We start from the raw sequence: 22,513 nt of genomic DNA, 5'->3' as shown, positions 1-22,513 counted from the left end.
AGAGCGAGCAGCGGTCTGTCATTAGACCGCTGTTTTGCTGTTGGCTGTTGAGGGTGATGAGGGTGCCACTTTTTCACAGAGTTCTTTGAATTTAGAAACATCCTGCCTGCCTGCAAAAAAATCAGAGACAATCGCTCTGACGTTTTCGACAATCCCCGTCGTTTTTAACCCATGAAAATCCGACCGGGTAGTCGCAATAAAACGCGACTTGCCTTTCTTCCAGGCATCCTCTATCCCCAGCAGCCGTTGTACGGCAAGCAGGCGGCTGGTGCCGAAATAGCTGCCGCCGGCTGTCAGCAGCGCAGAGGAACCCACTTTCGTTATCGCCTGGTCATGTGCCTGCGTTACTATCTTCTGGAGCGAGCTGTCAGGCGTAATTGCTGTTTTTTCAAACGAAGCCAATAACTGCGTGCAGTAAGCTATTTTGGTGTCTTTTCGAGACTGATGGAAGAAGCGGGTAACGAAATCCTTTTTCTCAGACTCGAGCTGGGTTTTATAATTGCTGACGAGTGTCATCAGGATATCCAGTTGTTGTTTCAGGGTTTCCCTGTGTCTTAAAACCAACTCATCCTCTTGTTCAGGCGCTGGGACATTCTCTTGCGGGACAGTCTCCTGGCGTTGGTCCACGTCAGGAACGTCGGTTGGGTTATTGGCCGCGGGGGAGGTAAGCTGATCTTCGACGACTTCGGGTTCTACGATGACTTTAGTCGGTGTGATCGGTTTCTCTTCGACCACCGCGTTTTTCCTGTTCAGGTATTCATTATGGTTTACAACCTTGGATAAAGCCTGCTTCGCCAGTTCACCCGTGGCGATAACTTTTGCTTTTTCCTCCTGAATTAGCTTCACCAGTTCGGTGAGTTTATTTTTCGTTTCGGCATCATGGCAGCTGTCAAGTTCGTTTTGTAATCCCAGCTTGTCAAACGCAGCACTCAGGGCGTCAATCGCGCGGATCTTTTCCTGGATAAACTGGATGTCTTTTTCGACTGGCTCATTTTTCATTAATGCCTGTTGTGCTGTTTCATCAATGGTTTGCAAAACAAGGAGTGCCTGCTGGTAAACCTCCCCGGCTCTTTGCGCATACAGCATGGCTTTTTGAAGCAATTCGCTATCGCGCAGCGCAAGCACTTTTTCTTTGAAAAGTTGCGCTCGGGTGGTTACATTTTGTAATAAACTGTTTTCCTGATTCAGTTCTTCCTCTGTAAGCAGTTGGAATTCCTTGCCCAGTTGATTCTGAACGGTTTCTTTATACCCTTTCCTGACCCGCAAATAATGAGCAAATACTGAATAGTCACTCCGTGCTTTTTTGGTATCTATTTTTTCAATTGCCTGAAGCGCCTCTAACTCGGTAATGAGTTGACTCAGGAATTGAAGGTGGCGTTCACCTTTAAAACCAAGAGCAGGTAAACCCTTAATGGGGTCCCCTATGAATAACTTTTGCAGCGGCACACTGAAACCCAGTTCCGCAAAGGCTTTCAATTGCTCAAGGATGGGTTCGGAAGTAAAAAAACGGGGTTTCTTGAAAACGAGGTGAATTTGAATATTGCTCATCAAAAGCGCTCATATTAATCATGGTGTCCATATTATATGCTTGCTTGTCTTAACAAAATATTAACTAAGATTTAATTTTGACTTAATGTTTGTTTTGTATACTGTTAGTCTGAATTGTAAGGAGTTTGTTATGTATCATTATTTTAAGGATCCCCTTAATAATTATTATCGCCTTGAGCTCAATAAAGGCGAGAAAGGCGAGATAGCACAGTGGCAAAGGAACACACAGAGGTGGCATCCTAGTTCTATCAGCAAGAAGACAGAGGAGGAACATCGTTGGGTTTACACGCTGGAGACCAAAGACAACATAGGCGTTGAATTGGTAATGCTCAAAAATTTTAGTGAGGTTTCGCTTATTCTGACACAAGGAGAAGGCCTGGCGTCCAAATCGACTAAGGTACCTCTGGAGCGGATTGAAGACCCGATTGGTCCAGGTTCATTGTTCTCTGGCATTCAATCAAAAGAGAAACAGTCTCTGCCTCATGTGGGTTCGCAGCTGTCAAATCAACAAATCGAGAAGCTAAGGGCCCATAAAGCGAAATTGGAAAACCGTCTGTTTGAATACCGCTTTTTCAGTTATGTTTTTGGTGACTGCTTTGGCAAAGGCTACACCAAAAGTGAGAAACTCAGGGAGATTGATAACTTGTTGAATGGCAAGGAGGATGTGGATATGGCCGTTGTGCAGCAGGGACGAACCGGGCGCATACTGCGGGGCAATTAGTTAAACGCAATTTGGCATAGCTGTCAATGAAAAAATTATGATATACTCTGGAGTTTTTCTAACTAGATGAGCTCTGAGGATAGAATATGAATGTAGACAGCGTGTACCCCAAGGTCAGGGAAATTATCGCAGACGTATTGGTGATCGATGAAGAAGACGTGACGAAACAAAGCCGTCTGATCGCTGATTTGGGGGCGGAATCCATTGATTTTCTCGATTTGGTTTTCCAACTCGAAAAAGAATTTAATATCAAAATTCCCCGTGGTCAGTTGGAAAAAAACGCCCGCGGCGATTTGGCTGAAGACGAGTTTGAAAAAGGCGGTGTTTTAACAGTCAAAGGCATGCAGGCGCTTAAAAATTATTTAAGCGAAGTGCCGGCTGAGCATTTCAAAGCCAACCTGAAGGTCAATGAAATTCCCATGTTGTTTACGGTCGAAACGTTTTGCAAATTAGTCGTTGCTGCCGTTAATGATCAGAAAACAACTGAAACAGTGGCCTGATGCGCTTTTTATTTGTCGACAGAATTCTTGAGCTTGTCCCGGGCGAGTGGGTTCGCGGTGTGAAACATGTCACCTGTGATGATGCTTACCTGGTGCAGGATGAAGAAGGCAGGCTATGCCTTGCTTCCTCGCTCATCGGTGAAACCTTAGGCCAGCTGGCAGCCTGGAATGTCATGGCCATGAACCAGTTTACGGCAAGGCCGGTCGCGGGTGTCGTGGCCAGTGCCCGCCCGCTTAAACCGGCTTATGTAGGCGACACCCTGTTGCTTGAATCGTTTATCGAGCGGCTGGATGAAAGTTCCGTACAATACCACAGCAAAGCCAGCGTCAATGGCGAAGTCATCTTCACCGTTGAGGGGGCTTTAGGCCCTCTACTGCCCATGGACCTGTTTATTTCCGAAGGCGAAGTCCGCGCCCAGTTTGCCGAAATTAACCGGCCCGGGGAATGGCAACCTTCAGAGGCCAACCCTTGCGCGGTCCCTGCCCGTTCAGTGACGCCGACAGCCTGCATGGGGTTCGACCGCATTCTTTCCTCTGTGCCAGGTGTGGAATGTGTGGCTGAAAAACTGATCAGCCGATCGGCCTCGTATTTCCCTGATCATTTTCCCCGAAAGCCGGTGTTGCCCATGACGGTATTGCTGGAGTGCAAACTCAATCTTTCCCGTGAGTTTCTTGCTCAGGCAGATTTTCCTGTGACTTACCGTGTGGTTGAGTTGCGCAAAATTAAAATGAGTGATTTTGTTCAACCGGGCGACCGGTTACTCTGCTACCTTAAAGTCAAATATCGGGATGAGCAGCAATTGATCTTGAGTTATCGCAGCGAAGTGGATGGCCGGCGGGTTTGTGTTTTAGAAGTTGTGATGACCACAGAAGGTAATTGATTATGAGTAAACGACGTGTCGCCATCACCGGTTTAGGTGTGGTTTCCCCCCTGGGGAACGATGTGGCAGCGACCTGGTCCAATCTGATGGCTGGGAAATCCGGAATTGCTGAAATCAAACAATTTGATGCCAGCGGGTTTCCAACGACCATCGCCGCCGAAGTAAAATCCTTTACGCCAAAGGCAGCCCTTCTGGGAAAACACAGCCGTTTTGCCATGTCGTTTACGCAATATGCCCTGCATGCGGCCCAACAGGCCTTCGATGATGCCGGCATTTTGCCCGAAAAGCACAACGCCGCCCGTTGGGGCGTTGTGGCGGGCAGCGGCATGATGACGGCTGAATTTGACTACCTGCAGCGTTTTCAGCGCGCCTGCGCTGAACAAGGTGAGATTAACTGGCAGCAGCTTGAAGAGAACGCGCGGGATTTCTATCGCCTTGCCGATTTCGGTCAAACCACATCCAATTCGGGTTTATCCCTGTTGATTCAGCATTTTGGTATCGAAGGGTATGCCACCTCCGTTCACACCGCCTGCGCCTCCGGTGGTCAGGCCCTGGGCCTCGCGATGCAGGCGATTCGCCGCGGCGAGGCGGATTACATTCTCGCCGGCGGGTTTGATTCAATGATCAATCCCTTAGGCTTATCCAGTTTCTGCCTGTTGGGCGCACTGTCCACTTACAATGACACGCCGACGACAGCCAGCCGGCCATTTGATGCCACTCGCAATGGTTTTGTTCTGGGCGAGGGAGCCGCCTTCCTGATTCTTGAGGAATGGCAAAAAGCTAAAAAGCGCGGCGCAAGGATTTATGCGGAATTGGCAGGAGAGGGGAATTCCTTGAGTTCCTACCGCATTACCGATTCGCACCCCAATGGCGACGGTGCTATCCAGGCCATTGAGCGGGCCCTGCAGGATGCCGGCGTACAGCCTTCTGATGTGGATTACATCAATGCTCACGGGACCTCGACGAAAATGAATGATTTGAGCGAGACCAATGCCATCAAGGCGGTGTTTAAAGAACGTGCCCGTACCTTGCCGACCAGTTCGACAAAAAGCCAGACCGGTCATTTGATCGCGGCAGCGGGTGCGCTGGAAGCCGTTTTGTCAGTATTGTCCATTCACCATGGTTATATCCCCCAAACCGCCAATTTAACAACGCCTGATCCCGACTGCGATTTGGATTATGTGGTGGATGGACCGCGTGAAAAAGCGGTTGGTGTGGTATTATCCAATTCGTTTGGATTTGGCGGCTCAAACAGCAGCCTGCTCTTTAAGCACCCGGAATTTGGAGGGGCAGCTCATGACTAATCGTGTGTTTATTACCGGATACAGCGCCCTGACGGCTTCTGGCGACACAGCCGCTGCCACCTGGGATGCGGTGCTTGCCGGTCAAAGCGGGATTGATAAAATTACCCAGTGGGATCTGGCCGGTTGGCCTGCGTCTCTGGGAGGAGAGCTTAAACACTTTCAGCCGGCTAAAATGCTGCCGGATCGCAAGTTGATGAAAGTCATTTCCCGCCAGGATGTCATGGGGATTAATGCCGCCGTGCAGGCAGTGGAGCACAGTCAGATGATTGCCTGCCGTGATGCGCTGCCTTCAGCCACTGCGTTTAATGAGCAAACCGGTGTGTATGTGGGTTCTCCAGGGAATAAATATTTTCAGCAATACGATTTTTTACCCTTATTAGCTAAAACCGGCGGCGACATGCAACAATTTGCCGCTCAGTTGTTTAACGAAGTCCACCCCATGTGGCTGCTGCGTATTTTACCCAATAATGTGCTGGCCTATACTGGCATAACCTACGGTTTTAAAGGCCCTAACCACAACGTCACCAACCATGCCGTGGGCGGCACTCAGGCTTTACTGGAAGCCTTCCATGCCATTCAAAGCGGTCAGGCTGAACGCGCCGTCGTGGTCGCTTATGATATGGGTATAGAACCCCAGGCATTGTATTACTATGACAAGCTTGGCGTAGTCAGTGCCAGGCATTTAAAACCGTTTGATTGCGAACATGATGGCACCATCCTTGCTGAAGGGGCCGCCGCCCTGGTCCTCGAAAGTGAGGCCAGTGCGACAGCGCGGGCAGCGACCTGTTATGCTGAAATTGCCGGCGGTCTGTCAGGCACCGAAGCGTCCGGTCTTTTTTCATTGAATGAAGACGGTGCTCATTTAACGCAGCTTCTTCACAACACCTTAAGCAAGCTCGGGGTGGATGCAGAGCACATTGATTTTGTCGCCGCGCACGGTAACGGCAACAGAAAATCGGACATCAGCGAAGCCCAGGCCATTAGGCAGGTATTTGGAAAGGATGTTCCGGTAACCGCATTTAAGTGGGCAATGGGCCACACCCTCTGTGCTTCTGGCATGGTGGATACTGTCTTAACGGTCATGGCGCTTAGGCAGCAGTGTGTTCCAGGCATTGCCAATCTGACGGCGGTATCCGAGGCTTGTGCTGACTTGAACATTGACAGTCAAACCCGCCCGTTATCCCGGGCGCGCCATGCGGTGCTGATTAACCGCGGCTTTGCCAGTATGAATGCCTGCGTGGTGATCAAAGCCTGTGAATGAAACAGCCCAAAAAATTGATGCCCTGAAGTTAACGCTTGCCGGCCGGTTTATCTACTATTGCCTGCCCTATCGGCGTCGCATCGTCATGGCGAATATCAACCAGGTATTTGGCAATCAATTAACACTGAAACAAAAAAAACACTTAGCCAAAGCCTTTTATGGCCACTTGGCCACGTCGCTGAAAGAAACCCTGTTGCTGCGCTTTATGAGTGAAAAAGCGCTTAAAGAACGTGTAGAAGTGCGTGGGCATGAACACATGTTGAATGCGGTGGCGAACCAGCGAGGGGTGCTGGTTTTAACGGGCCATTTCGGCAGTTGGGAGTTTGCCCCCATCGGCGGCGTGTTGAATTTCAAACAGTTTCAGGGACAGTTTCACTTCATTCGCAAGACGCTTGGCAATAAATGGATTGAGCGGATGATGTTTAGCCGCTATTACCGTGCCGGTTTAAATGTTATCCCCAGTAAAAATTCCTTAGAGCAGGTGTGTGATGCGCTTGAGCAGAACCATGCTGTCATTTTTGTGCTTGATCAGCATGCCTACGTGGAAAACCGGGATGGGGTGGCGGTGGAATTTTTTGGTAAAAAAGCCGGAACTTACCGCAGTCTGGCAAGCTTTGCGCGGCATACCGGGGTGCCGGTGGTTCCTGCCGCTTCCCATCGTCTTGCCGATGGCCGCCATGTGCTTGAATTTTTTGAGCCGCTGGAGTGGAAAGATTATGGCTCCACCCAGGAATCCATTTACCGTAATACCTTAGCCTATAACCAGGCTCTGGAACGCATGATTCTGGCTCATCCCGAGCAGTGGCTCTGGTTTCATAAGCGTTGGAAGTTAAAAGAGCCGGTAAACAATGGACAACCGGTTAATGCCAGTCCTTAGGCTCGAGTGGAATCAGCAGCCACATAATGACATAGACCAGCAGGGATGAACCACCCAGAATAAAAAGCAGCACGAAAGCCGCTCTTATCCAGAAGGGGTCCAGTGAAAAATAATCAGCAAGCCCGCCACAAACGCCGGCAATGCGTCTTTCGCGTCTGGATCGCCAGAGTTTACGATAGGGTTTGGTGGGTTCAGTCATAGTGAAATCATTCAAACAAAAAAGAGAGTATAAACGATAGCGGGGCAGGATGCCAAAAATGTGGAAAGTTGTCCTGCAGCAGTTCTGGTCACAAAGTGGATGTCACATGACTCGCGTTAGGCGTCTTACTCACGGTAAGCTGGCACACGGCGGGTCGAATCAGACCTCCTGGCGATGTCTTGTTAGCCGAGCAGGAACAACTACCACTAACATAACCTTATGCCATGCACTGATGATTAGCAAAATCTATTTTGTTAAGTTTAAGCAAAGTTCGGTAGAATGGCGTAGAGGCAGGAATTGATACGGAAAGGCTTCTTCGACGCGAGAAAACGGCACTGGAAGTGCTTCCATCCTGCTTGAGGATGGAAGACAAGCCGATTAGTTTTTGACTTCACAGGTAATTTTCGTGCAGTCACGGCAATGCTGGCCGGCAAAATTAAAGGCTTCATCGGCAGAACGGGCGTTATCGGCCATTTGTTTGTCAGCTGCTTTATCTGCCTCAACATCGCTGTTGCTGGCATTGGTTGTGCAGACCCAGTTGGACGTCATGTCCGTATTGGCTGCATAAAGGCTGGTGGCTGCCAGCATAACGCCAGCAAAAACAAAAGATGTTATTTTCATAGTGACTCTCCTTGTACTGAGTAAATTAATGATAACGATTTTGGAAGTCTTTAATGGCTTTCTCAGCCTGTTCACGGCTATAACCGTAACGTTGTTGCAGTTTGCCGTAAATTTCTTGTTGGTCGCCTTCGATCGCCTGTAAATCGTCGTCAGTCAGTTTACCCCAGGCTTGTTTCATTTTGCCTTTGACTTCTTCCCAACGGCCTTGAAAGATATCCTTATTCATTTCATTCTCCTTGATTGTTTTTTGACTGAGAGGTACGAATTGTTCTCAGTGAGATTAAAAATAGTTAATAATTTTTAAAAATGCAAAAATAAAATGACAAAAAAAACCCCGGCTTGCCGGGGGGTGCTTATCAGGCGTGGTTTTTTAACGAAAGGGTTTTATTAAATTCGTGAGGAAGAACGGCAACCAATTGGCCGGCGGCATAAAGGAGATAGGTCCCGGCATTACTGGTTACCTTTAATACCTGTCCTGCGACAAGAGGCAATTGGTGCGTAGCCAGTGTTGGAATAGCCAGGGTCGCGGTTGATTGTTGATCCATGGTCTTCAGGGTAATGTACGTGGTACTGCCTGATTTTTTTACAGCGGTCACCCTGATTTCCTTGTGAGCGAAAAGCGATGCGCTTCCTTCAACTACCTGACTGGCCAGCAGGGCTGTGCCTTGTAATTTTTCAGTATGTCCAGGCATGGCCGCAACAGTTGAGGAAAAAAGTATAAACAATACCAATAATTTAAATGGACTCATAAGTAACTCCGTAAGATCTTGTTTTTTATCCGAAAAAGAAATGGTAACACGACCAAGGTGGGTGATTATATTCCAATATTCGGAATAAATAAACATTTTGGGTTATTTATTGCTCTGTTGGTGAAATAATGCCTTTCCTCTCAGGTGGATGACAGCGGGCTTTGGCTGGGTGGAATGAGTTCCATCTCCGACTTAATCGGCTTCTCCGGCCCCCAGAATAATAATCTGGGCAAAACGGGTAAGGAAACAACAGCATTGACGGTGGCGTTAATGAGTTGACCGACAAGGCCAGGATCGGCCGGTTTGTTGTCAGTCGGTACCACGTTGTTTGTTTCCTGCAAGGGCGGCTCTGCCGACGTAAACCATTCATCAGCCAGGGTTTTAAATAAAGGCAATTCGTCTGCGGCTTTATTTAACAGGTGGCGTAAGGCTTTCTCATCGCCATTCTGGCTGTAAATGGCAAGCAGCGTTTTGCGGTTTTTAATAAAAGGATCCAGGTTGTGCGAGAGCCAGGGAGAAAAATCAAGCCGTTTAGCCCGTACAAGCAAGTCACTGAACAAGCGATCCGTTTGTTCGCGCACCCGTATTTCATCCGGTTTCTGAGCCTGCCAATCATAAACCTCAAGGGCCTGTTTGAATTCAGTCAATTCTTCCAGAGAGGCGTCGCTGTGGAGTTGATGAAGCTGTTCAGCTAACGATTTGATATGCGTTTTGGACGGTTCCTTTTTGTCGCCGGACAAGTCAGGAAACACCAGTTCCAGACGAGCGGGATCTTCGTCAAAAGGCGTAACAAATTGCGGCTTTTTAGGAACAAACCAGCCGCTGAAGCCATAAAAAAGGCAGCGTTTGAACCAGATGCGCCATTCCCGTAAAAAGGGTGATGTTGTGCTTAATGCCTGTTCAAAATCAGCTTCCTGTTGGGCCAGACGTACAATCGAGGCTGTGTCTGAATAATGGTCGAGATAAGGCAAGCTCTGACTGCACAGGCTGGATAATTCCTGGTATTTTTTTTGCAGCCCCAGGCGTTTGACTACTTTGATGCCATCGTAACGCAGGAGGCAGGAGGCGATTTTGCCATCCATGACCTGGGGGTATTTCCAGAAACTTTCAAACAGAATTCTGCGCAGAGAGGCTTTAAGGCTGGTTTGATTAATTAACCAGGCGATAGCATGGAGATGCTGAACCTGCTTCTCCTGGCTGCAGTACTGCAGATAATGGCTCATCAACTGCTTTAAGTCTTCGTCATTATTACAGTAATGAATTAAAAAATAATGAATGGAAAGAATGGAGTTGAACTCTTCTCGCATTTCATTAAATACAACCGGTTCATCCGGTGACAGGGATTCTGCCGGTTCCTTGTTCGCGGGTGTAAATAAGAAGCCCAGGAAACCCCGGGATTTTTTCTCTTTTTCCGCGCTTTCATCAAGTAAGGGCTTGCGCAAGCGCTGGATCGACAACACGCCATCATCGTAAAAGAGGCTGCAGTTGCCTTTGAGCGCATTCTCGCGGAGATAATCACTGGTTGCAGAACTTAAGCGGGCCTGCAGATCCGCGAAATGACTGTCTTCCGTCACTCGAATCAACAGCTGCAGTGTCGGCGAAGATAATTTCTGCACCTCCATCGTGGCTAAGATATTTTTAATCAGATCAATCAAAGACTGCATGTCCTGACGTCCATGAAGATACAGTTGTAAGGCATAGGCCAAATGCGCTTCATCGCAACCACTGACTAAGCCATTTAATTTGCTGCCATCGGACAACAGGTGATGCTTCTCAATCAGTGTCATCAACAGGGGGCGCCGTTTGCCGGGGTCCATTTCGCCAAGCATTGTTAATACCTGCTTATTCCAGGTATTGGCTAAGGCAATCAAGGGAACAGTGGAGCAGGGCAGATTAGCATAGTGATTTAACCAGTAGCGGAGCAGATTGTCGCGTGCTTGAGTGTTTAAACGTTTCAGCAGGAAGGTCACCGTTGTTTCCGAAAAGCCATGGAAATGCAAAGGGGAGCAAAATAAACTGGCGGCAGACTCCTCCGTCAGATCCTGTAGCAGGTCCTGAGTTAGCATGTTCCTTTCTATGGCCTGAGTCAGGCTCTGCAGCCGACGGGGCAAGGGCATGGCCGGCAGGTTGTTTAAGGACAAAAGCAGTGATTCACCGTGTAATTTATCAAGGTAATCTGTCCGGCTTAGCAGGTGAATGGCCACGAGGGAGCGCAAGGCGGGGCCAGTGTTTTTTAGCAGTAGAACCAGTTCATTGGCTGGAAATTTTAAAGTGGCAAGCAATTTTAAAAAAGCCTGCTGACGCTTTGTCGTGGCAAGAATAGCCTCCTGATGACGGGTATTCGCCAGCGCTGCTTTGAGCAGGTTTAAGGAATCGGGCATGGACGACGTGCTAATTTCCTCTTCAAGCCAGGACCAGTCAAAGGCTGTCCCCGCCATTTCAATGCGTTGTTCGCTGGGGATAGCCAATGATTTGAGTTGAGTATAAATCCACGTGGCCTGCGTGGGGTGAAGTGTCTGATTCGCCAGACGCCCCGTGAGCTCTTTCAATAAGTGCTTGTTGCTGATGTCCCGCAATAATTCGTTTAATGACTGTTGTTTATCAAGCGTTGCCGGGGGCAGGGCGGCCAACCATTCAATAAACCCATCAAGGAGCGACTCAGGGCTCTCACCTAAAAATGCAAATAATCCATAATAATGATGATTAATAACCGGCTCAGCGAATTCGCTTTTTTGTGGGTAATTCTCCATCGACAGGTAGGCCATGCTTTTGTTTTCCCGTTTTAAAAAAGCAAAGGCAGCGCCTAAATTGTCAAGGGCTTGAAGCGGTAACTGTTTATTGGCATGCAAACGCTGGGCTTCCTGCTCCAGCCGTGTAAACAGCTTAAACAGGCTTGCGTCTGCGCTGAAGCAGGCCCGTACACGGGGGGATATATCCAGGTGGTGTTTGCGCCAGGGGATTAAATCAGCCGCTGGTTCAATGAGAAACAGGAGGTGTTGAATACGCAGCAGGGTGTCAAGGTCTGATTCGGAAAGTTTACTCCATTGCTCCAGAGACAACGCCTCCAGTGTGTCCGGCACGGGCTCAGTCGACAGTCTGTCAACCAATAGCTGTTGCAATTTGGTCCTGGCTAAGGCTTGGCATTTTTGCCCATAACCGTTAAGTACCAGGTGTTCCAGCAGGAAAACCGGTTTACCCTGGTTATCCAGTGCATAGTGAGTCACCAACTCAAGCAGCTTGGGACTTAAGTGGGATAAAACCGCAGCAGGGTTTTTTTCCTCACTGAGGAGAGACTCCAGCAGTCTCGTGAACGCCACCCGGCTTTCTTCGTCGTATTTTTTTTCAAAGACAGCGAGGTAGCTGTTGAGTGTATTGTAGAAATGACGAGGGCTGGTGTGGCGTAGGGTGGCGGCTGCCAACGCATTTAATCGGGCGCTGTTTTGATTATCTGTACGATAGTTTAAGCCTTCCTGCTCGATGCAGTGATGTTGTTCGGTCAGCAGGGATTTCACCCCTTCTATTTTAACAAGATCCTGCTGCACCCATTCGAGCACGTGGGTATTGATTGAAGGTAAGGGCAGTAAACTGCTGATCTGGTCCTGTGTAAGCCTAAGCCGTTTTATGTACAGGATCAGAAGAATAATCTGCGTGAGGTAGCGCAGTTCGGCAAACTCACAGGCCCCCAAAAGGAGGCTCAGCCTGGATTGGTCTTGCTTCAATAATAACGTAACCAGGTCGGATAGACTTACTTCTTTTCTTAATTCCCGGAGGAACTGGAAACACTCGTAATACTTGTCCATTTTCTGTTTTATTTCGCGCATTTTAACCGTGAATTCCGCTGGGTCAAAGCCGCTTAACAAGGTATGGAGCAAGGAATTATCAATTGAACGGCCATTGCTGGAAAAAAGGAAAGAATCAAGAAGCCAGGTTTGCATTTCCTTGTCTTTCAATAACAGGGGATGGCTGGCACTCATGGTCAACAAGGTGGAGATTCTGGTCGTGGGCAAAGGCTTGGGTTCCACGGTGACGAGATGATGAGTGGTTCTGGAATCCAGACGAGCGACACCGCCTTTGCTCATTTTGCCCAGATTACAGCCTGGAAGAAAGAGATTGTAGACCTGGGTTGATGTGGCATGTTCCATACTCTGCAGGCTGAAATCATAGCGTTGGATAATGTTTTGTATCCATTTTCGGTGTGGATTGTCAGGGGTGAAAACCTTCACATAGTCATTTAACAGGGCATGAAGCTCATTAAGTTGTGTGTCAAATAATCCCTGAGATGAAAAGCCTTCTGACAGCGGCTTAATCAAACTGGTGTAGAGTTTGGTGCCTTCAATGGCGATTTTGATGTTTTTATCATCACAACCAAAATAGTAATAAAGAATTTCAAGCAAGCCGTCACCGAGCAGCGGCAAACGATGCACCCACCTCGCAGCAGCCAGCGTTTCGGCTGCAACTTCCTGGCTGTTGGCAAAGGGTTCAAAAAAGGTTTGCAGGCTGTTTAAGTGCGACAGGAAAAGGGATTGAATTTTTAACGTGCTTTTCAATGTCTTTAGATCGAGGCTTTTAAGGAACGCGGGATGGCAAGAGTGGCCCTGCTCGGGATGAAGCCAGAGGGTTTTGACAAATTGATGCAGGAGACCTTCCTGGTTAAGGGGCATGTCGAGTGTGGGATGGTTAAGGTAATGCCTGATTTCATGGTGGCGATACGAATTTCGCTCAATCATCTGCCGTAATTGCGTTTGATGGACCTGATGACTGGTGTAATTGGCGAGCGCGGCTAAGGTCTGGCCGTCAACATTCAATCGGCTAAGCCAGGCTTCCAGTGAGGTATTGGTACCGGCTAAGTAGTCAAAGAGGGCGGCTACGAAGGCAAATTTAATGTCAATGCCAGTCTGGCTGTCTAAAATCCGTAACAGCTGTTTTCCAGAGTCCAGATTGTCCAATAGTGATTTTTTTTGCTTTTCATTAAGTTGGCCAATCCCCTGTGGATGACGGACGATCAAATCCACAAACACAAAGCGGGTTTTACTTTGTTCATAAATGGCAAATAATTCATTCACCGTTAATGCGCGGGACAAGGTTAATAAGGCAGACCATTGCACGTCTTCAAGCGCGGGCCGCTTAAGCAGTTCCAGGGCAAGTTGCCTGCCTTCTTCGGCGTCCAGCTTATCAAAGAGGAGGGTAAATTGATCCTCCTGCAGCAGCGCTGGTGGATTAAGCAGCAATTGTTTAATGTAATTCTGAAAAATCCGGTCTTTGGTCAGGGCAGGATGAAGCGTCACAGTGATGTGATTCAACAACAGGGTAGTGAACGGGTGACGATCGATGGTTTTGGCCTCTGCACTGGAGAGACAGGATAAAGCCAGCGAGGCAAAGGCTTTATCGCTTAAAATTAATCGGGGCCACTGGATGTCGCGTTCGTTAAGAAAATTGATGAGATTAAACAGCTCGCTTTCAAGCTCCTTCATGAAATAAGGGTTTTCATTCTGATTACTCATCCAGTGTTGAAAGAGCTTCAGTTGCTGAGAAATGAGGGACTTGTCACTTAAATTGTGAAACTGGATATCGGTTAAATCAAGGATGAGCATGGTTAATACAGGAGCGGCAATGGAGAGTCTGTGTCCTGATTGCCCCAGGCGCTGTTGCATGGCGTCGATGGCTTTGCGTTTTTCAGATGAACCCAGTTTATTAATCTGTTGATACAAACAGATGCAATGTACCTCGCACCGCTCATGGCGTGTCAATTCGATAAAAATGGCAGGCAGATAAGGGGTTAAGCCTGGTTGTTGCAACACGCCATTGAGCCATTGCGAATCGGCTGGCAACAGGGAAATTAAAGGCCCCAGGGCAATGTCTTTAAGACGCCCCTTGTCAGTTAATGTGTTCAGCCATGCGCAGAAATTGCTCTTCAGGTAATCCTCACTGCTTTCCATAACCAACCACTGCAGGAGTTCGTCATCGAATAAGGGCAGAAGGGTTGCAAACTGGGGCAACTGGCTGACAAACTGGAAACACTGATTCACCAGTAAAGGGTTATTTTTGATTTTTTTTAATTCACTGACCAGGCATTTCACAAAAGCGACGGCATTCTCCGGCGATTGGGACAGCAGATACTGGGCGGTTTTTTTCCAGTTTTCCTGCGTTCGGTCATCCATGGAATGCAGTAAAACAGAGACCATCACGTCGGGCTTGATTTGATCAAAATTCTTGGGTTCAATCTGAGTAAGGTACAGCGCGCTTAAATGCACGTCCTTGTTTTGGGCAAGGTTGTTAGCCAGTGTGGTCAATACGCCGTCAAAACAATGGGGAGCATTCAATTGAGACGTAAGCAGGATTTTGACAGAACTTTCGTCATCGACGGCTTTACCCTGTTCTTTGGGTTTTAACAAAGCCCAGCAACTGGCCTTTAAATACTTATAATTTCTTCTTCCCTCCTCACTTAAACTGCTTTCAATGAGCGATAGGTGGCTAAACAACTCATGCAGAACAACCGGAGACTCACGAAAATGACAGAGTAAATTGAGCGCTATCGTATCCGCTGAGGCTTCATTGAGCCTGGCGATATCCAACACACGGGTTATCCGTAACTTAAGATCAGTCGCTACATCCTGGCAAACAATACCCTGCAACAGGGACGGTGTGAAGTTTTGCAGGTAAGACGAGCGCGAGCAAAGCGAAAGAAAACAAACGGGGCTTAACAGTAACTGTTCAGCAATAAGCGAGCTGTTTTGACACAGAGTCCAGTGATGCACGGGCGCATTACCGTCATAGGTCAGCTGCAGCCTGTTGCAGAAATGAAGCAGTACCTGTTCCAGCGTAGCCTTGTATTCGGCATCCTTTTGGGCTAAATCAACCAGTTCCCCCACAAGATAAATGATGTTTTTAATTTCAATCGAATCCAGCAGCTTGCCAAGGAAGGTGCGGCTGATAAGCGGGGTATTCGAAAGAATGTAAAGCAATACCGTTTGTCGGTCCGTTTCTTTGAACAGTTCGACAAAGCAGGCAAATTCGTCTTCGCCCGCCTGATTTCGCACCAGATAGAGGTAGAAATCAAATAATTCCTGGCAGGACAATTGTTTTAAGATGTCCTGCTTTTGATTAGCATAAATTCCCTGATTAAGGAGCAGGCGGCAATAAGGCATTAATTTGGTCTTGTCCACACGGCTGCCCAGCAAGGCCATGAGCCACTCATATTGTACTTTAGGTTGATCCTTTAACTGATTAAAGACTAAATCCACCATTTCATCCCAGGCCTGATCAGGAATGGCAGCCACCAGTTCAGGGAAGCCGCTTTTTACCTTGTTCGCCAGTGTGATTTTGCGGATCACCATTTCACAATAGATTTTAAGGTAATAAGGTTGCTCGTGACGGTAAAGATGCGCCAAAGCTGCAAGCGGGCCACAAAAATTAAGCAGCTGGCTGATATCCAGCATGTCCAGGCAACCGCGAAGCAGTTTATTGTCGCGTGTTCGGCTGGCGGTCAGGTAATTAATAATGAAGAAGTTATCCGCATCATTATGCTGCTTCAGGCAGTATAGAATAAGTTCATCATCGGGTTTTCTTTCAAAAAGAGCATCAAGAAGGCGGACGACGTCATAATAATTTCGGTTGTGGTGGTAAAGAAAGTAGTGGCTAAAACCGAGCGCGGCCTGTTCCTTGGACAGGGCTTGCAGCACGTCGACAATCTGCCCAAGGATAAAGGCATGAAACGGCTTATCCTGCCAGTTGAAATGGGCACAGTGTTTCAGCAATTTAAAAATCAGGTTCCGTTGTTCTTCCACGGAGTCCAGCAATTTTAACTGCTTGGACATCAGTAAATTCGCCAGTTCCGCATTGTTCTCTGTTAATTGCTGATACTCCGATTCCGACGCGGTCGCTCGAATGGTTAAGCACATCAGCAATTCTTCGTAATGGCTTAAATAAAGGTGCTTCAGCGGCGATGAATGGCTGGGGGTGTCTTTACTGGTATAAGTGGACGCCAGGGCGCGCAAATGAAAGGTCACGTCAATCAGTTGCCGGGTGCTTAATAACAGGCTTAGTGATTTTAAATCCTCGGTTGTACACGGGAGAGGAGAGAGAATCAAACATCGGGCTAAGGCTTCAAGATGCTGGCTTTTTTTAAGGTCTTCGGCAGAAGACAAAACAAACTGAATGAATGACGAGACCCAGTGCTCTTTGCCTGAAGCCGTTTCAAGCAGGCGTTGGTAGAATTTTTCACAGACAGAGGCAGGGAGGCGGCTTAATACGTCTTTGATTTCTTCGGACGTGCGTGATTGCTTGATCCATTGCAGCAGCTCCTCCAGGACCATTGACCACAGCGCATCGTCGGGTGATGCCAACGTTCTCAGTTCATTTAGGCGGCTCACCATATCCTGGTTGTCATTGTGTTGACAGGCATGGGCCAATAAAATTGAATTTAAACCGTTCAGCAGTTGCTTTTGTTTGCTCTCCTCACTGACAAGCTCCCGGACTAAAACCAGCAAGACACGGAGATGGTCGTAGGCCTGCGCTTTGTCGAGTTGGGCAATGAGTTGCTTCAGATCGTCAACGGAAGGCTTTTCGGTGAGCAGAAGCTGGCGTAATTCGCTGATTGTTTTTTTTGACAGAAAAACGCTAAGAAATTGTTCGCCCATGGACGTGGCCTCCTGTGCCTTGAACAGCGGGGAACGATCGAAAAGCACCCCGGGCTCAATCCTTGACAAGTAGCATCAGCATAACGCCTTCAAAAAAAAAATCAATCTGTCATGTTAATGAATAAAAATCAGAGGCTTATTTCTGCCAGAATTGACGGGAAAAAATAATAAGCAGGGAAAAGATTTCAAGGCGGCCTGCAATCATGGCAAAAATCAGAACCCATTTGCTGGCGCGGGTTAAGCCTGCAAAATTTTGGCTGACAGCGCCTAAGCCGGCACCGGCATTTGCCATGCCGGCAATCATGGATGAAAACGACGTCATGAAATCATTGCCGAGGGCCATAAACAGCAGCATCAGGAAAATAAACAACCCTAGAAAGACAGAAATAAAACCCCACATCGATTGCAGAATGGATTCCGGCAAAATCTGCTTACCGAATTTAATGGGGATGATGGCGTTGGGATGGAGCAAATGGTACATCTCGCGCCGGCTTTGTTTATAAATGAGCAGCGCGCGAATCACTTTAATGCCGCCGCTGGTGGATGCGGCACAACCGCCAATCAGGGCCGCCAGCATGATTAAAACAGGCACGTAAGTGGGCCAGGTGCTGAATGGGGCAGAAATGAAGCCAGTTGTGGTGGCCATGGAGATAATATTAAAGGTGCTCTTGATGAGGGCATGGTGCTTTTCATCAAAGAAGCCGTTGATCACCAGGCTCCAGGTCACAAAACCAATGACAATGATTAAAAACGCGATGTAACTGCGAAACTCTTCGTCTTCCCAATAATGCCTGAGGCTTCGTTTTTTAAGGATCATAAAATGCAGGGCGAAACTGGAACCGCCAAGCAACATAAAAAGACAGGCGATGAGTTCAATCAAATCACTTTCATAATAAGCAAAACTGGCGTCATGCATGGAAAAGCCGCCGGTGGACACGGTGGCAAAACTTTCTCCCAGCGCATCGAACCAATCCATGCCGGCGAACCAGTAGCAAAGCATGCACAAGAGCGTTAACAGGACATAAATAGACCACAGTGCTTTGGCAGTCTGGGCAATGCGCGGTGTTAATTTGCTGTCCTTCATTGGGCCTGGCGTTTCAGCACGGTAAAGCTGCATGCCCCCGACACCCAGCATGGGGAGAATGGCCACAGCCAGAACCACAATACCCATACCCCCCAAAAACTGCAGTTGTTGACGGTAAAACAAGAGGGCATGCGGTAGCGTGTCCAAATGGGGAATGATGCTGGCGCCCGTGGTGGTAAAACCTGAAACCGATTCAAAAATCGCATCGGTGATGCTGTGATCGTGATGACTGATGGCAAAAATAAAGGGCAGGGAGGCAAATGAACAAAGCACAACCCAGAACAGGGCGACAATCAGGAAGCCGTCGCGTATTTTAAGCTCGGTTTGCTGGCCATTAAACAAAAAGGCAAGCAGGGCTCCGGTAAAAAAAGTGCAGGCAAATGCGGTAACAAAGGGCTTCCAGAAATCTTCATGAAAGATGACGTTAATCAGCAGGGGTGTCACCATGCTGAAGCTGAACATCATTAACAATAAACCGATCAGGCGCAGTATGGTTTTAATTTGCATGGTGAGATCTAATCCCTTTTAACTCATAAAGGTTAAGCTGACTTGAAACAGCGACTCGACCTGGCGCAGGTAACGTTTTTTTAATAATAAAATCACCACATGATCGCCGGCCTCAAGCGTCAGTTTGGGATCACTCATCAGGATTTTATCTTCCCGGACCACCGCCATGACAGAGCAACCCTGCGGCAGATCGATTTCATTGAGTTTCCGGCCAATGACTTTCGATGTCTGCTGGTCGCCATGGATAACCAATTCAATGGCTTCCTGCTCGCCATTGTTCAGGCGGTGAACCTTGATCATATTTCCCCGCCGCAATTTAGTCAGAATACTGCCAATGGTAATCAATTGCGGGGAAATGGCATGATCGATGCTGCTGTCTTCAATCAATTCGACATACGCGTTGCGGTTGACCAGAGCCATGGTGTGGCGGGCGCCTAAGCGTTTAGCCTGAAGACAGGACATGATGTTGGCTTCATCGTCATTGGTTACGGCACAAAACACATCGGTAAATTCAATGTTTTCATTCAGCAGCAGATCGCGGTCGGCGATATCACCCTGTAAAACGGTGCCTTTGTTCAGTTGCCCGGCAAGATCCATGGCGCGCGTCATGTTATGGTCAATGACTTTGATGCGGTAGCGGTCTTCAAGGGTTTGTGCGAGCTTTGTGCCGATATGGCCGCCACCGGCAATAATAATGCGGCGGTTCGGATGGGTGTAACGGCCCAGGGCAATCAAGACCTGCTGAATGGCCTGCGGGGGCGCGATGAACAGGACATCATCACCAATTTTGATCTCGCAGTTTTCTTCCGGCATCAAGGTTTCCTTGTCGCGGAAAATAGCCACCACGCGGACATCGATAAGTTCCAGATGCTGATAAAGCTGCTGGATGGTTTTGCCGACCATCACCCCGCCGGGTTTGGGCTTGATGGTGATCAATAACAGGCGGCCATCTGCAAAATCAAGCACCTGGGTGGCGCCGGGGTAATCAATGAGATTCTCAATGTGTTCGGTGACCAGTTTTTCGGGGCTGATGCACACATCCACCGGTACATGGTCGTTGCAGAACAACTGCGGGTAATCAAAATAATATTGCGAGCGGATGCGGGCAATTTTTGTGGGGGTGCGAAACAGGCTGTAGGCAATCTGGCAACCCATCATGTTGATTTCATCGCTGTTGGTCACTGCAATCAGCATATCGGCCTGCTCAATGCCGGCAGCAATCAGAATATTGGGGTGTGCGGCGGAACCCTGCACCGTTTGAATGTCCAGGCGGTGATGCAATTCCCGCAGACGTTCCTCGTCCAGGTCCACCACGGTAATGTCATTGTTTTCGCGCGTTAAATTGCGTGCCAGGGTACCGCCAACCTGACCGGCGCCGAGAATCACTATGCGCATAACAAAACTCCTTCATACACGAAAACGGCGGGGCCGGTCAGCTGTATGGGACTATTTATATCAGGCCATTCCACGGTTAACTCACCGCCTTGCAGGTTGACCTTCACGGTGGGTTCAAGACGATGGAAAAGACGTCCTGCGGCAACAGCCGCAACGGCGCCGCTGCCGCAGGCGCTGGTTTCGCCGCAGCCGCGCTCATAGACGCGCAGCCGGATTTCTTTTGGAGTGACAATTTCCATAAAACCCACATTCACCTGCTCAGGGAATAAACGATGTTCACAAATTTCCTTACCTAAGGCAGCCACCGGGCTGTTGTCCACATCATCCACCACCAGAACCGCGTGTGGATTGCCGACGTTGACAGCGTGCACCTGCAGGTGGGTACCATCCATTAGCGGGATGGGGTAATGCGGTGATTTTTCCACGGCAAACAGTGGGATCTCTGCCGGATTAAGCCTGGGCTTACCCATACCGACCGTGACAGTCTTATCCTCATTGAGGAGAAGCTCCATGCGGGTGGTGGGGGTGGCTACAGTGATGCGTTTTTTGTCGGTTAAGCCATAATGATGAAGAAAACGCGCCAGGCAGCGGGCGCCATTGCCGCATTGCCCGACTTCGTGGCCGTCAGCATTAAAAATACGATAAAAAAAATCCGTATCCGGGCTTTTGCTTTTTTCAACAATGAGGCATTGATCAAAGCCAACGCCGGTATGACGCGCAGCGAGGCGGGCAATGGTTTGGGGGCGTAAATCGGGTGTCTGATGAATGGCGTCAATGACCATGAAATCATTGCCAAGACCGTGCATTTTCGTGAACTTAATGGCCATAACGGACTCGCTGCTAATGCACTTTCGATGAGTGTGGGGGGGTGTCAGGCAGGTACAGTGGGCCCTTCTGCCCACAAGCGGCCAGAAGAAGGGTCATTACTGCCAGCAATACGCCATGTCGGAACAGTGTCATCTTTATCTCAAAGGGAGCGAATACCTTTGATTATAAAGAAACCTTTAACAAAGCGCTATGCTGGTTCGTTTCGGAGTCTGTACTTTCCAGGGGGTGTTCTTCTTCCGCTGCCTTACGCAGCTGATCAATGGAAGCCTGCATGGAGCGGGTAGGGAATCCGTAAGACGCTGGATTGAAACGTATTTCCTCCTGATGGAATTCATTCATGCAGTCTTTTTTAAGCCACTCCAGGCGATAAATGATTTCCGAGGGGATTAACGAATCGTCCTGGTCATAATGGGGCGTGACCGTAATAGTAATGGAAGGAACGCCTGATTTTAATCGTTCCGCAATTTCCCGCTCGACGATTTGCAGAATGCTGAGATTGCATTGTCGGGTGGCGGGAATTAAATTGTCAATGCTGTGGTCGCCGCCCAGGAAATGGGCGACTAAATGCGACCAGTGGTATTGATTGCCATGGGTTGTGTTGGCTTCATCATGACCATGAGCAATAAAAATATCCTTGCAGGTTGCCTGCGTTAACTGCTTTTGACTGCACAGGCGGTTCTGACCCTCGGGGAGCATTGTATTGAGTGTGGCCACAAAACGCTGGGCTTTGGGACGTTCTTTATAGAGGGTGGTGGGTAATTTCTCGTCAAACAGACGTTTTCTGGCTTTGGACAGATCCACTTTTCCCTGATTAGTGCGGTTGCCAACGGGGGTGACCTTTTTATAAAGACTGCCCTGGGAATTACTGAAAAAAAGCCGTACGCGAGTCCCGCCAGGTGTGAGAGCCTCACGGGTATAGCCATGCTTCGGTGTCACCTGTTGGAGTGAATCCTTGCCGGTAACCCCTGTCTTTTTTAAAGGGGTCGTCAGTTTTTTCTTCTCGGATACAAACTGGTTATCCTCAGGATTAAGGACTTTGTCTATCTTTCTTTTCCTGGGTAGAGAGACTGTCTGCGGGTCAGGTTCTTTTTTACAGGCGCGCGACGGTTGTTTATTGCTGATTTGCCGAATGATGGGATTGGGGTGCTGGCCGGTGACTTTGGATAAAGCAAGAACAATGCGCGTAAACGTCAGTTTTTTTACCTGGATAGCCTGCTGTTGCGATTGGCCTGTGGGCAGGCGATCGCTTAAATCCTGCCATTGCGATTCACTTAAATGAAGGTTGACCACGCCGGGGACTATTCTTTGGATGTCCACTTGATATTTTTTAAGCTGTTCGGGTTTTAAAGGCATCAGGCTTCGCTCTAAAAATAAAACGTATGTTCATTAATTGAGCAATATT

At 48.4% G+C, this 22,513-nt stretch carries 17 protein-coding genes; 6 read left to right on the top strand and 11 right to left on the bottom strand.

Annotated elements, in window-relative coordinates:
- Positions 1-21: 21 nt before the first annotated feature.
- Positions 22-1,548 (bottom strand): coiled-coil domain-containing protein, encoded by a 1,527-nt coding sequence (locus Lrub_RS12545; RefSeq protein ID WP_058532453.1) that lies wholly within the window; start codon positions 1,546-1,548, stop codon positions 22-24.
- Between the two features lie 130 nt (positions 1,549-1,678).
- Here Lrub_RS12545 and Lrub_RS12540 point away from each other — a divergent pair, with 130 nt between their 5' ends.
- The 6 genes from Lrub_RS12540 (at position 1,679) to Lrub_RS12515 (ending at position 7,092) form a co-directional block, all read left to right on the top strand.
- Positions 1,679-2,269, top strand: coding sequence for a hypothetical protein (locus tag Lrub_RS12540; protein WP_058532452.1), 591 nt, complete (start codon positions 1,679-1,681; stop codon positions 2,267-2,269).
- A gap of 86 nt (positions 2,270-2,355) precedes the next feature.
- Entirely contained in the window at positions 2,356-2,769 is a 414-nt protein-coding gene (locus tag Lrub_RS12535; protein WP_058532451.1) for an acyl carrier protein, read from the top strand.
- Positions 2,769-3,650, top strand: a complete 882-nt coding sequence (locus Lrub_RS12530; protein WP_058532450.1) for a 3-hydroxyacyl-ACP dehydratase FabZ family protein — start codon at positions 2,769-2,771, stop codon at positions 3,648-3,650. Before Lrub_RS12535 ends, Lrub_RS12530 begins: the two co-directional genes overlap by 1 nt.
- 2 nt (positions 3,651-3,652) lie before the next feature.
- Positions 3,653-4,954 carry a beta-ketoacyl-[acyl-carrier-protein] synthase family protein gene (locus tag Lrub_RS12525; RefSeq protein WP_058532449.1) on the top strand — a complete coding sequence of 434 codons (1,302 nt, stop codon included), beginning with the start codon at positions 3,653-3,655 and terminating at the stop codon, positions 4,952-4,954.
- Entirely contained in the window at positions 4,947-6,215 is a 1,269-nt protein-coding gene (locus tag Lrub_RS12520) for a beta-ketoacyl-[acyl-carrier-protein] synthase family protein (RefSeq protein ID WP_058532448.1), read from the top strand. The genes Lrub_RS12525 and Lrub_RS12520 overlap by 8 nt, the downstream gene beginning before the upstream one ends.
- A complete protein-coding gene (locus tag Lrub_RS12515; RefSeq protein ID WP_058532447.1) occupies positions 6,208-7,092 on the top strand; it encodes a lysophospholipid acyltransferase family protein in 885 nt (294 codons plus the stop codon). Before Lrub_RS12520 ends, Lrub_RS12515 begins: the two co-directional genes overlap by 8 nt.
- On the opposite strand, the gene Lrub_RS12510 is transcribed toward Lrub_RS12515, so the two are convergent.
- From Lrub_RS12510 to Lrub_RS12470, 10 genes are all read right to left on the bottom strand, one after another.
- Positions 7,076-7,291, bottom strand: a complete 216-nt coding sequence (locus Lrub_RS12510) for a PspC domain-containing protein (protein ID WP_058532446.1) — start codon at positions 7,289-7,291, stop codon at positions 7,076-7,078. The genes Lrub_RS12515 and Lrub_RS12510 overlap by 17 nt on opposite strands.
- Before the next feature lie 378 nt (positions 7,292-7,669).
- The gene (locus Lrub_RS12505) at positions 7,670-7,912 is read right to left on the bottom strand and encodes a hypothetical protein (RefSeq protein WP_058532445.1); all 243 of its coding nucleotides are present in this window, start codon (positions 7,910-7,912) and stop codon (positions 7,670-7,672) included.
- Positions 7,913-7,937: 25 nt separating this feature from the next.
- Positions 7,938-8,138, bottom strand: coding sequence for a CsbD family protein (locus tag Lrub_RS12500; protein WP_058532444.1), 201 nt, complete (start codon positions 8,136-8,138; stop codon positions 7,938-7,940).
- Between the two features lie 130 nt (positions 8,139-8,268).
- The gene (locus Lrub_RS12495) at positions 8,269-8,604 is read right to left on the bottom strand and encodes a hypothetical protein (RefSeq protein ID WP_162263145.1); all 336 of its coding nucleotides are present in this window, start codon (positions 8,602-8,604) and stop codon (positions 8,269-8,271) included.
- Positions 8,605-8,801: 197 nt separating this feature from the next.
- Complete coding sequence (locus Lrub_RS12490; RefSeq protein ID WP_058532442.1) at positions 8,802-17,345, bottom strand: hypothetical protein; 8,544 nt, start codon at positions 17,343-17,345, stop codon at positions 8,802-8,804.
- An 88-nt stretch (positions 17,346-17,433) separates the two neighbouring features.
- Entirely contained in the window at positions 17,434-18,888 is a 1,455-nt protein-coding gene (locus Lrub_RS12485; protein WP_058532441.1) for a TrkH family potassium uptake protein, read from the bottom strand.
- Positions 18,889-18,906: 18 nt separating this feature from the next.
- Positions 18,907-20,283, bottom strand: a complete 1,377-nt coding sequence (gene trkA / locus Lrub_RS12480) for a Trk system potassium transporter TrkA (protein ID WP_058532440.1) — start codon at positions 20,281-20,283, stop codon at positions 18,907-18,909.
- Positions 20,274-21,110 carry a diaminopimelate epimerase gene (gene dapF, locus Lrub_RS12475; RefSeq protein WP_058532439.1) on the bottom strand — a complete coding sequence of 279 codons (837 nt, stop codon included), beginning with the start codon at positions 21,108-21,110 and terminating at the stop codon, positions 20,274-20,276. The genes trkA and dapF overlap by 10 nt, the downstream gene beginning before the upstream one ends.
- Positions 21,111-21,123: 13 nt before the next feature.
- Positions 21,124-21,243: an LPS translocon maturation chaperone LptM gene (gene lptM, locus Lrub_RS14660; protein ID WP_082651514.1), complete on the bottom strand. Its 120-nt coding sequence runs from the start codon at positions 21,241-21,243 to the stop codon at positions 21,124-21,126.
- Positions 21,244-21,273: 30 nt separating this feature from the next.
- On the bottom strand, positions 21,274-22,464 hold the full coding sequence (locus Lrub_RS12470) for a DNA/RNA non-specific endonuclease (protein ID WP_058532438.1): 1,191 nt from the start codon (positions 22,462-22,464) through the stop codon (positions 21,274-21,276).
- Positions 22,465-22,513: the final 49 nt, after the last annotated feature.

Origin of the sequence: Legionella rubrilucens (genome assembly GCF_001468125.1) — a bacterium.
GTDB lineage: Bacteria > Pseudomonadota > Gammaproteobacteria > Legionellales > Legionellaceae > Legionella_C > Legionella_C rubrilucens.
This window is presented reverse-complemented; position numbering and strand designations above follow the sequence as displayed.

Excerpts from the sequence above, each read along its gene's own strand:
- Lrub_RS12540 (WP_058532452.1), top strand. The coding sequence starts at position 1,679 with ATGTATCATTATTTTAAGGATCCCCTTAATAATTATTATCGCCTTGAG.
- Lrub_RS12485 (WP_058532441.1), bottom strand. The coding sequence starts at position 18,888 with ATGCAAATTAAAACCATACTGCGCCTGATCGGTTTATTGTTAATGATG.
- Lrub_RS12505 (WP_058532445.1), bottom strand. The coding sequence starts at position 7,912 with ATGAAAATAACATCTTTTGTTTTTGCTGGCGTTATGCTGGCAGCCACC.
- Lrub_RS12530 (WP_058532450.1), top strand. The coding sequence starts at position 2,769 with ATGCGCTTTTTATTTGTCGACAGAATTCTTGAGCTTGTCCCGGGCGAG.
- Lrub_RS12525 (WP_058532449.1), top strand. The coding sequence starts at position 3,653 with ATGAGTAAACGACGTGTCGCCATCACCGGTTTAGGTGTGGTTTCCCCC.
- Lrub_RS12520 (WP_058532448.1), top strand. The coding sequence starts at position 4,947 with ATGACTAATCGTGTGTTTATTACCGGATACAGCGCCCTGACGGCTTCT.
- dapF (WP_058532439.1), bottom strand. The coding sequence starts at position 21,110 with ATGGCCATTAAGTTCACGAAAATGCACGGTCTTGGCAATGATTTCATG.
- lptM (WP_082651514.1), bottom strand. The coding sequence starts at position 21,243 with ATGACACTGTTCCGACATGGCGTATTGCTGGCAGTAATGACCCTTCTT.
- Lrub_RS12495 (WP_162263145.1), bottom strand. The coding sequence starts at position 8,604 with ATGCCTGGACATACTGAAAAATTACAAGGCACAGCCCTGCTGGCCAGT.
- Lrub_RS12510 (WP_058532446.1), bottom strand. The coding sequence starts at position 7,291 with ATGACTGAACCCACCAAACCCTATCGTAAACTCTGGCGATCCAGACGC.
- Lrub_RS12500 (WP_058532444.1), bottom strand. The coding sequence starts at position 8,138 with ATGAATAAGGATATCTTTCAAGGCCGTTGGGAAGAAGTCAAAGGCAAA.
- Lrub_RS12535 (WP_058532451.1), top strand. The coding sequence starts at position 2,356 with ATGAATGTAGACAGCGTGTACCCCAAGGTCAGGGAAATTATCGCAGAC.
- Lrub_RS12470 (WP_058532438.1), bottom strand. The coding sequence starts at position 22,464 with ATGCCTTTAAAACCCGAACAGCTTAAAAAATATCAAGTGGACATCCAA.
- Lrub_RS12545 (WP_058532453.1), bottom strand. The coding sequence starts at position 1,548 with ATGAGCAATATTCAAATTCACCTCGTTTTCAAGAAACCCCGTTTTTTT.
- trkA (WP_058532440.1), bottom strand. The coding sequence starts at position 20,283 with ATGCGCATAGTGATTCTCGGCGCCGGTCAGGTTGGCGGTACCCTGGCA.